This is a genomic window from Anaerorhabdus sp. (genome assembly GCF_036637135.1).
Lineage (GTDB): Bacteria > Bacillota_I > Bacilli_A > Erysipelotrichales > Erysipelotrichaceae > Anaerorhabdus.
Map to the genome: position 1 here is coordinate 1 of NZ_JAVWNC010000062.1, position 10,862 is coordinate 10,862.

Annotated in this window: 10 protein-coding genes; 8 read left to right on the plus strand and 2 right to left on the minus strand. The window is 35.0% G+C overall.

All coding sequences use genetic code 11. The features are described 5' to 3' along the window. Window positions 1–323: 323 nt before the first annotated feature. The 7 genes from rpsL (at window position 324) to RR643_RS09820 (ending at window position 7,185) form a co-directional block, all read left to right on the plus strand. Entirely contained in the window at window positions 324–743 is a 420-nt protein-coding gene (gene rpsL / locus RR643_RS09790) for a 30S ribosomal protein S12 (protein WP_332483100.1), read from the plus strand. Between the two features lie 17 nt (window positions 744–760). Further along, a complete protein-coding gene (rpsG, locus tag RR643_RS09795; RefSeq protein ID WP_332483101.1) occupies window positions 761–1,231 on the plus strand; it encodes a 30S ribosomal protein S7 in 471 nt (156 codons plus the stop codon). Window positions 1,232–1,249: 18 nt separating this feature from the next. Further along, the gene (gene fusA / locus RR643_RS09800; RefSeq protein ID WP_332483102.1) at window positions 1,250–3,325 is read left to right on the plus strand and encodes an elongation factor G; all 2,076 of its coding nucleotides are present in this window, start codon (window positions 1,250–1,252) and stop codon (window positions 3,323–3,325) included. Window positions 3,326–3,407: 82 nt separating this feature from the next. After that, window positions 3,408–4,592 carry an elongation factor Tu gene (gene tuf / locus RR643_RS09805; RefSeq protein ID WP_332483103.1) on the plus strand — a complete coding sequence of 395 codons (1,185 nt, stop codon included), beginning with the start codon at window positions 3,408–3,410 and terminating at the stop codon, window positions 4,590–4,592. A 113-nt stretch (window positions 4,593–4,705) separates the two neighbouring features. Beyond that, on the plus strand, window positions 4,706–5,143 hold the full coding sequence (locus tag RR643_RS09810) for a MarR family transcriptional regulator (RefSeq protein WP_332470193.1): 438 nt from the start codon (window positions 4,706–4,708) through the stop codon (window positions 5,141–5,143). Continuing rightward, window positions 5,133–6,464: an MATE family efflux transporter gene (locus tag RR643_RS09815; RefSeq protein WP_332470194.1), complete on the plus strand. Its 1,332-nt coding sequence runs from the start codon at window positions 5,133–5,135 to the stop codon at window positions 6,462–6,464. Before RR643_RS09810 ends, RR643_RS09815 begins: the two co-directional genes overlap by 11 nt. 40 nt (window positions 6,465–6,504) lie before the next feature. Further along, window positions 6,505–7,185: an HAD family hydrolase gene (locus RR643_RS09820; protein ID WP_332483104.1), complete on the plus strand. Its 681-nt coding sequence runs from the start codon at window positions 6,505–6,507 to the stop codon at window positions 7,183–7,185. A gap of 11 nt (window positions 7,186–7,196) precedes the next feature. Here RR643_RS09820 and RR643_RS09825 read toward each other — a convergent pair whose 3' ends face one another. Together RR643_RS09825 and RR643_RS09830 are read right to left on the minus strand one after the other, a co-directional pair. Next, entirely contained in the window at window positions 7,197–7,877 is a 681-nt protein-coding gene (locus RR643_RS09825) for an alpha/beta hydrolase (protein WP_332483105.1), read from the minus strand. Further along, window positions 7,874–8,758: a helix-turn-helix domain-containing protein gene (locus RR643_RS09830; protein ID WP_332483106.1), complete on the minus strand. Its 885-nt coding sequence runs from the start codon at window positions 8,756–8,758 to the stop codon at window positions 7,874–7,876. The genes RR643_RS09825 and RR643_RS09830 overlap by 4 nt, the downstream gene beginning before the upstream one ends. A gap of 125 nt (window positions 8,759–8,883) precedes the next feature. On the opposite strand from RR643_RS09830, the gene RR643_RS09835 reads away from it, so the two are divergent. Next, window positions 8,884–10,830 (plus strand): FAD-binding protein, encoded by a 1,947-nt coding sequence (locus RR643_RS09835; RefSeq protein ID WP_332483107.1) that lies wholly within the window; start codon window positions 8,884–8,886, stop codon window positions 10,828–10,830. Window positions 10,831–10,862: the final 32 nt, after the last annotated feature.

The window sequence follows — 10,862 nt, forward strand, 5'->3', positions numbered from 1 at the left end:
GAAGAACCTGCGTTGCAACCTGAAGAAGAAACAGACACTACAACTGACGGTGATCAAGAAGAATTAATAGATGAAACAGAAAATCAGTTAATTGAAAAAAATATCGAATAAAAGCATCGAAAGATGCTTTTATTTTGGCTTATTTTACAATTTCAAAGTAAATTCATGAATTAGTTTGTATTTTGTATTGACAAGGTTATCTCAAATGAATTAGAATAATAAGGCTTAGCGACTACTTGGTTTCCTGTATTGGAAACTATTATTTATGCTAATGTACGGCACGCTTGGAAGTGTGTGCTTAGAATTCGAAAGGAGAACTATTAATGCCAACAATTAATCAGTTAGTACGTAAAGGTCGTACAAATAAAGTTTGGAAATCAAAATCTCCAGCTTTAAACAAAGGTTACAACTCTTTAAAGAGCTCTTCAACAGATTTATCAAGTCCTCAAAAGAGAGGGGTATGTACTCGTGTGGGTACAATGACTCCAAAAAAACCTAACTCAGCTCTTCGTAAATATGCTCGTGTACGCTTGAGTAATGGAATGGAAGTTACTGCTTACATCCCAGGTATCGGACACAATTTACAAGAACATAGTGTGGTTATGATTCGTGGAGGTCGTATTAAAGACTTACCAGGGGTACGTTATCACATTATTCGCGGAACTTTGGACTGTGCAGGCGTAAACGGACGTAATCAATCTCGTTCATTATACGGTACTAAAAAGCCAAAGGCTGCTAAATAGGATAGGAGGTAATTAGAATGCCAAGAAAAGGTTATATAGCAAAAAGAGATGTTCTTGCAGATCCTATCTACAATTCAAAGTTAGTTACTCGTTTAATCAATAAGATTATGTTAGACGGTAAAAAAGGGGTTGCACAAACACTTCTTTATGACGCATTTGATATTGTAGAAGAAAAAACTGGACAACAACCAATGGAAGTATTTGAGAAAGCATTAGCTAACGTTATGCCACTTCTTGAACTTAAAGTTCGTCGTGTTGGTGGTGCTAACTACCAAGTACCAGTAGAAGTTTCTGCTGAAAGAAAATTAACATTAGGTCTTCGTTGGATCGTTAACTATTCTCGTTTAAGAAATGAGAAAACAATGGATCAACGTTTAGCAAATGAAATTATTGATGCTGCAAACAATACAGGAGCTTCAGTTAAGAAGAAAGATGATACTCACAGAATGGCTGATGCGAATAAAGCTTTCGCACACTATCGCTGGTAGTAGAGAGGATATACAGTTATGGCACGTGAATTTGATTTACTACATACAAGAAACATCGGTATCATGGCTCACATCGATGCTGGTAAAACCACTACTACAGAACGTATCCTTTACTATACTGGGATAACTCATAAAATTGGGGAAACTCATGATGGGGCATCTCAAATGGACTGGATGGCTCAAGAACAAGAACGTGGTATCACAATCACTTCCGCAGCTACAACTGCATCATGGAAGGGTTATCGCGTAAACATTATCGATACTCCAGGTCACGTTGACTTCACTGTTGAAGTTGAACGTTCACTTCGTGTATTAGATGGTGCTGTTACAGTTCTTGACTCAAAAGCTGGAGTAGAACCTCAAACTGAAACAGTTTGGAGACAAGCTACAACTTATAAAGTACCTCGTATCGTTTATTGTAATAAAATGGATGCTACAGGGGCTGACTTCTTAATGTCAGTTAACTCAATTGGAAATCGTTTAGGAGCTAAAGGTGCTGCTATTCAAATGCCAATCGGTGCTGAAAATACATTTAGAGGAATTATCGATCTAATCGAACGTAAACAATATATGTTTAAAAACGATTTAGGTACAGATATTGAAATTACTGAAATCGCTGATGAATTCAAAGACCAAGCTGAAGAACTTCGTGCTAAATTGTGCGAAATGATCGCAGACTTTGATGACGAAGTAATGATGAAAGTACTTGAAGGTGAAGAACCTACAATCGAAGAAATCAAACGTGCAATCCGTGCAGGAGTTCTTGCATCTGAATTCTTCCCAGTATTATGTGGATCTTCATATAAAAATAAAGGTGTTCAATTAATGCTTGATGCTGTTGTTGACTACTTACCATCACCATTAGATATTCCAGCAATGATTGGTTTAACTGAAGATGGTGTTGAAGAAGCAAGACATGCTGATGATAGTGAACCATTCTCAGCTTTAGCATTTAAAGTTATGACTGACCCATTCGTAGGACGTTTAACTTACTTCCGTGTGTACTCAGGTACAGCAACATCAGGAAGTTATGTATTAAATGCTACTAAAGATACTCGTGAACGTTTTGGACGTTTAGTACAAATGCATGCAAACCACCGTGCTGAAATTGAAGTAGTTCATGCTGGTGATATTGCTGCTGCTGTAGGATTAAAAGCAACAACTACAGGGGATACATTGTGTGATGAAAAATCTCCAATTATCCTTGAATCAATGGTCTTCCCAGAACCAGTTATCCAAATGTCAGTTGAACCTAAAACAAAAGCTGACTCAGATAAAATGGGTCTTGCACTTGCAAAACTTGCTGAAGAAGATCCAACATTCAAAACTTACACTGATGAAGAAACAGGACAAACAATCATCGCTGGTATGGGTGAACTTCACTTAGATATCATCGTTGACCGTATGCGCCGTGAATTCAAAGTAGAAGCTAACGTTGGTGCTCCACAAGTTGCTTACCGTGAAACTATTCGTGGTACTGCAGAGTGTGAAGGTAAATTCGTTCGTCAATCAGGTGGACGTGGACAATACGGTCACGTATGGATCCGCTTCGAACCAAATGAAGAAGGAAAAGGATTTGAATTCATTGACGCTATCGTTGGTGGAACAGTTCCTAGAGAATATATCAAACCATCTCAAGAAGGATTGGAAGCTGCATTAAATAATGGTTTAGTTGCAGGTTATCCAGTTGTTGATATTAAAGCTACATTATTTGACGGATCTTATCATGATGTCGATTCATCTGAAATGGCATATAAGATTGCAGCAAGTATGGCTCTTAAAGAAGCAGCTAAGAAATGTAAACCAGTTCTACTTGAACCAATCATGACTGTTGACGTAACAGCTCCTGCTGAATATTTAGGTTCAGTAATGGGTGATATTACAAAACGTCGTGGACAAATCCGTGACCAAGAAGAAATCGGAAATGCTGTTAAAGTTAAAGCATTTGTACCACTTTCTGAAATGTTCGGATATTCAACAGACCTTCGTTCATTTACACAAGGTCGTGGTAACTATGTAATGCAAACTGACCACTACTCAGAAGTGCCAAAGAGCATTGCAGAAACTATCGCAAAGAAAAACGCTAAAGATTAATCGATAAATATTGCATTATCTAAGTGTTTATCTTAAAATATATTTGGCTATACAAACATAAAAATTAGGAGGAATTTGCACAATGGCAAAACAAAAATTTGACAGAAGTAAAGAACACGTTAACATTGGTACTATTGGACACGTTGACCATGGTAAAACAACATTAACTGCTGCTATTACAAACTTTTTAGCAAAATCAGGTCATGCTGAAGCTCGCGCTTATGACCAAATCGATGGAGCACCTGAAGAAAAAGAACGTGGTATTACAATTAACACATCTCACGTAGAGTATGAAACTGACGCACGTCACTATGCTCACGTTGACTGCCCAGGCCATGCTGACTACATTAAAAACATGATCACAGGAGCTGCACAAATGGATGGATCAATCCTTGTTGTTGCTGCTACTGATGGACCAATGCCTCAAACTCGTGAACATATCTTACTTGCTCGTCAAGTAGGTGTTCCAAGAATGGTTGTATTCTTGAACAAATGCGACATGGTTGAAGATGAAGAATTAATCGACCTTGTTGAAATGGAAGTTCGTGAACTTCTTGGTGCTTACGGTTTCGAAGGTGATGATACACCAGTTATCCGTGGATCTGCATTAAAATCTCTTGAAGGAAATGCAGAATGGGAAGAAAAAGTTCAAGAATTAATGAACGCAGTTGATACTTGGATTCCAACTCCAACTCATGAAACAGACAAACCATTCTTAATGGCTGTTGAAGACGTATTTACAATCACAGGTCGTGGTACAGTTGCTACTGGACGTGTTGAACGTGGACACTTAAACCTTAACGAAGAAGTTGAAATCGTTGGTATTCATGATACTAAGAAATCAGTTGTTACTGGTATCGAAATGTTCCGTAAATTATTAGACTATGCTGAAGCAGGAGACAACATTGGTGCATTATTACGTGGTGTTTCTCGTGATGAAATCGAACGTGGACAATGTCTAGCTAAACCTGGATCAGTTACTCCACATACAGCTTTCAAAGCTCAAGTATACGTATTAACTAAAGAAGAAGGTGGACGTCATACACCATTCGTAACTAACTACCGTCCTCAATTCTATTTCCGTACAACTGACGTAACAGGAGTTGTAAAACTTCCTGAAGGTACTGAAATGGTTATGCCTGGAGACAACATCGAAATGATCGTTGAATTAATCGCTCCAATCGCTGTTGAACAAGGAACTAAGTTCTCTATCCGTGAAGGTGGAAGAACTGTAGGTTCTGGTAACGTTACAGAAATCATTAAATAAGTTTAATTAAACTTAAATTGAAAGACACATTGAAAAATGTGTCTTTTTTTTGTTGATTTAGTTGATAATTTATTGTAATATAGTTAAGCAAACTAAACTAAAAGGAGCTGTATATGGATATTAAGAATACAATTAAGAATTACTTTCATGAAATGACATTGAATGAATTGCATTTGATGAATGATGGTACGGATTGGGATATAAGTTATAATTCTTTATTGTATTTGGATTTGATTAATATGACTCCAAATTGTACGGGTAGTTACTTAGCGGAAAAATTAAATATATCAAAAGCTGCAGTAACGTTGAAGTTAAATGAGTTGATTAAAGATGGTTTAGTTGTAAAGAAACAAAGTGAAGAGGATCGTAGAGTTTTTTATGTCGAGGTTAGTTCAGAAAGTGAAGATTACTATAAACAATATGGTAAAGCTTTGAATCGTGCGATTTTAAAAGTAAAAGAAAAATATGATGAAAAGGAGATACAAATATTCTGTGCTATCTTAGATGAGATACGCAGTGAATATATTCGTGAAATGGAAAATGAAAAATAGTTTAGGAAAAGATTTTACATTATTATCATTGGTTAAATTTACAGGACCACCGGTTATTATGATGGTGTTTCTAGCATTATATACAATGATTGATGGTGTGTTTGTAGCGAACTTAATCAATGAACTTGCATTATCTGCAATTAACATTGTTTATCCAATACCAAGTATCGTGGTTGGTATTGCAATTATGATTGGTACTGGTGGAAGTGCTATTATTGCGAAAAACATGGGTGAGAATAAAATCCTTGAAGCAAAACAAAATTTTACGCTTATTTGCTTGTTTGGGTTAGTTCTAGGGCTTGTATTAGTGGTAGTTGGACTTTTATTCATTGATGAGATAATTCTAGCCTTAGGGGCTACGGAAGCGTTATTTGGGTACTGTAAAGATTACTTGATTGTACTTGCAATGGGTACCCCACTTGCGATATTCCAAATGATCTTCCAAAGTTTTTTTGTAACTGCGGGTAAACCTCATCTTGGTTTAATTGTTACGTTGCTGGGCGGTGTCGCAAATATTATATTAGATTATGTCTTTATCGCTATTTTCAACTGGGGTATTGCAGGGGCTGCTGTTGCGACTGTCATCGGATATTCTATACCCGCAATTTATGGCGTTTACTTCTTCATGTTTAAAAAGACAACAGTATTACATTTTGAAAAACCAGTTTTTAGAAAAGATGTAATCTTGAATACATGTTCAAATGGTTCATCAGAAATGGTTAGTAATTTATCGATATCTGTAACGACATTCCTATTCAATATGATGATGCTTAAATATATGGGAGAAACAGGAGTTGCAGCCATTACAATTGTCTTGTATGCACAATTTTTATTAACATCTGTATTCTTAGGCTACTCACAAGGTGTTGCCCCTGTCTTCAGTTATAACTATGGAGAAGGTAATCGTGCTAAGATCAAGAAATACTTCAAGATGAGTGTAATTATTATCGTTGTCTTTTCAGTCTTAATGTATGGTATATCCAATGTATTTGAAGACTTAATCATATCTATTTTTGCAAGACAAGGAACAGAGGTATTTGCGATTGCAAAACATGGTTTCGCTTTATTCTCAATTAGTTTTATCTTTGTTGGATTTAATATCTTTGCATCTGCGTTATTTACAGCATTCTCAAATGGAAAAGTTTCAGCTTTCATTTCGTTTGTTAGAACATTCTTCTTCTTGATTCTATCGCTTGTATGCTTACCGATGGTTATTGGTATTGAAGGGATATGGTTAGCTGTTCCTCTTGCTGAATTACTAGGCTTAGTATTATCTGTAATTTGTATATTACGTTCAAGAAGAGAGTATGGGTATTTGTAAAAGATAAAAAATCACGTATAATTAAGCGTGAGGTAAATTTATGAAAAATATAAAAGCAATCGTATTTGACTTTGACGGAACTTTATCGCTTCGCTCTCATGCAGCTTATGATAAATATAGACATGATATGAAAATCTTATTTCCACATGTTGATGAGCATTCAATTGAGTTTGAAGCCATTGTTCAAAATTGTATAACATGGGATCAGTATGGTACAGTATCAAAGAAATTTGTATTTGATCAACTTGCGAAAACGTACAACTTGGATAAATCAATTACGGATGATTTAGCAAGTAAGTGGTTAGATAACTTTCATTTGTTCCAGGTGTTACGTGATGGTGTATTTGACACACTAACAGAATTAAAAAAGAATTATAAACTGGGTTGTATCACCAATGGTGATTCAAAAGGACAACATAGTAAATTAGATATATGTGGTCTTAAGCCATACTTTGATTCAGTTATCGTGTCTGGTGATTTTGGAGTCCACAAACCAGATCCTAGAATATTTATAGAGTCATGTAGTCAATTAGGTATTGAACCTGATGAAATGGTTTATGTAGGTGATACATTCTATGCGGATGTATATGGTGCAACACTTGCTGGTTGTACACCTGTATGGTTATGGCCAGATAGAGAAAGACCATGTCAATCCGATGTACATCATATTTATAGTTTCAGTGAAATTATTGAAAAAGTAGAAGAAATTAAAAACAAGTAGATCATAAAGGTCTACTTGTTTTCTTCTTCAATGAATGTTTTGATACATTTAATTGTGAATTCTCCATGCAATGGATCATCCATAATGCGATGTGTTACATCTTCAACTAAATAAAGATGTTTAATCTTAGCGGGTATCTTTTTGTAAAATTTTCTACTTGAAGAATAATGAATTACATTATCTTCTAGACCATGGAAAATACAAGTAGGTACTTGAATATCTCCAACAGCAGGCTTGCAATTATTGACAAGGTTTGTGAAGGTCATAGTAAATGATGAAGGTAATTCTGGATAAGGAGATTCATCTTTTTCTTTTTTATCAAAGAAAGAAGATACAAACTCAGTAGCATTGCCTAAATTCACATATTCAAAAGCAGGAGCTAACAAAATTAGTTTTTCCACATTAGGCTTGGTTGCACAATAAGATGCAATAACACCACCCATTGAGAATCCAATTAAGATGATTCGCTTCCCTTCACTTGCTAAGTCAGTTACTGTTTTCTCAGCCCGATTGATCCAATGTGTCCAATCTGAATCTGTTTCATCTTCGATGTTGTATAATTCTGGAATGATGACTTCATAATCCTTAAAGTATTCCAATAAAGGTAAAAACTCATCTTTTCGTCTACGTCCAAATCCATGGAAACAAACAATTACAGGTTTGTTTTTTTGTTTAAAGTTAAATAAGTTCATTGTAGTAAGTCCTTTCTAAATTGATTTCTAAATGTCTTAGGAGACATATGATAATTAGCTTTAAAAATATTGCAGAATGAATAAACTGAAGAAAATCCAAACTGATTCGCAATTTCACTAATCGATTTTGTACTGTGCATGAGGTCAGCTTCTGTTCTCTTCAATTGATATTGTACTATAAATTTCTTCGGAGACTCATGAAGATAATTCATGAAACAGCGATATAGATAACTTTGAGACAATGATAAGTGGGTACATAAGTCTTGCACAGTGATCAAATCATTTGAGTGATTGTCTATGTATTGGATACATGAACTCACAACTTTTTCTTCTGTATCATAGTGGGAAGAAATGAAGGGTTGGTAACCTTCTAATTGAATATACTTCAATATTTTAAGAAATGTTTGATCTAATAATAGTTTAACACTTTGGTACGTCATTTGTTCATTTAAGCAATGTTCCCTATATTTCTCTGCAACATAATATAAACTATGATCAGTAAAGAACTGTTTAAGACAAAGAATTGTTTGAAGTTGAAACAAATGAATAAAATTGTTTTTTTGAACTTTTGGTAAATCAAAGTAAATGGTATAAAATTCAATTTCTTCATTCTCAATGGGTTGAATGGAATAAAGCATATTGGGAGGGAAGACGACACAATCATAGGGTTCAACTATGTATTCATACGATTTTGACTTAATTCTTACAATCCCTTTTGTAACAATACTTATTTTAAAATGAGTTAAAATATCATTTTCAAAAGGCTTTTCCATTGGTTTAGAATAAAAACTAAAGAAAAGGGGTTCGATGTCAAAAGATTTCAATTGATTACTTAAGAAATCTTTCTTAATAATGTATTTTGATGTATAAGTTGTACGCATAATCTCACCTCACTACTTATTTTATAACATATTTACTGCATTTAGTTATGAAAACATTAAAAATAAGCATGGTTTTTACATTGTGAAATTATTGATTAATAGTAGAATAGAGACGAGGTGATAATGTGAAAAAATTATTAAGTGGTTTTACCGCAATCGTGTTAGGAATGACGGTACTTACTGGTTGTACAACACAAGAAAAACCAGTGGCAACACCAGAAGTTACAACAGATGAAACAAAACAAGCTGATGTAGTTATTGTCGGTGCTGGGGGAGCAGGTTTATCAGCTGCAATTAGTGCAGTAGATAATGGTGCTAAATCAGTCATTATTTTGGAGATGACAGATAAGACAGGTGGAGCATTGAATTATACTTCAGGTTCCATGTCAGGGGCTGAAACAGTAATTCAAAAAGAAGATGGAATTGAAGATACAATTGATTCTTATGTTGCTGATATCATGAAAAATGGTGATCAAAAAGGAAATGAAGAATTAATACGTTTATTCGCAGAAAAAGATGTGGATATGATTCAATGGTTATGGGATAACGGTTTAAGTGATAATACATTCGCAATGGATGCAGAAGGCAGACGTTCTATTTTTGCTCCAGAACATGCATTGTATTCAGTACAAAGATCTTATAAACCAAGACCAGATGATCCAACTAAATACAAAGCTGCAGTACACGAAGTATTAGATACTGTACTACAAAAATATGAAGAAATTACAATTGATTACTTAACAGAGGCTACACAACTTGTCGCAAATGATAAGGGGCAAGTTCTAACAGTAATCGCAACAAATACAAAAGAGAATAAGACTGTTCGTTATGATGCATCTAAGGGTGTAATTATGGCAACAGGAGGATATTCTGGAAATCAAAAATTAATGGGTGCTTATGCTGAAAATGGTTCTGGTTATTTAGCAGGCGGTTCTAAGAACTCAAATGGATTTGGACTTTACATGATGCAACAAATGGGTGCAAATGTGGATGAAGAAGGATTAAGTTATATTCCTACATTCCCTATGGGACTTGAAGGAAGTAATCAATCTGGTTCAATTGCTCCAACATATACTTGGAAAGCAGGAGGAATTTGTGTTAACCAAGAAGGATTACGTTTCGTTGATGAAACAGAATCGAAAGTTGAAGTAAGAGAAGTTGCCCTTGAGGAACAAACAGATGCAGTTCAATATGATATCTTTACAGATAAGATTATTGCGGATCTAGATGCAGCTGGTGGTGCAGGTATGTGGAACATGCTTTATGCAAAAGAAGGTGCTCCAGGGTATAGTAAAGTTGTAAAAGCAAATTCTATTGAAGAGTTAGCTGAAAAGATTAATGTTCCAGTGGATGCCTTGACAAAAACAATTGCAGACTACAACACTGCAGTGGATAGTAAAGGTACTGATGAATTTGGACGTAAATATGATGGCGAAGTTAATGCATACAACTTAGCAGTAAATAAAATCGAAGGTGAAACATATTATGCAGTTCCTTTAAAAGCATTGGTTGTCATCACTTTAGGTGGAGTATCAGTAAATGATAAAATGCAAGTACTTGATGAAACAGGAAATGCTATTCCAGGATTATATGCTGCTGGTGAAATTGTTGGTGGTATCTGGGGTAAATTTGCATCAGGTGGAACTGGCGTCATGGGGCCATTAGTATTTGGTAACATCGCTGCAGAAAATGTAATGACTCAAGAACTTGGAACAGGATACAAAGTAAAAGTTGCATCAAACTTATTAGATATGAATTACTTCATGGAAGAAGAAGTTAAGATTGAGTTTGATATGAAACAAGAATTAAATGATGGTACATATCAATCAGAAGTTGAAGGACAATATGGACCAATGAAAGTTTCAGTTGTAATTGAAGGTAACACAATTAAATCAGTTACAATTGATACACAAAATGAAACTGAAGAAATCGCATCAGGTGCATTAAAGACAATTCCAGAAACAATTGTAGAAAAGAACAGTATTGATGTTGATGTAGTATCATCTGCAACTTTAACATCAAATCGTATTCGTACTGCAGTTATGGATTGCCTAAACCAAGCAAAGAAATAAGCTAGTAATGAAACATCCTTCGGGATGTTTTT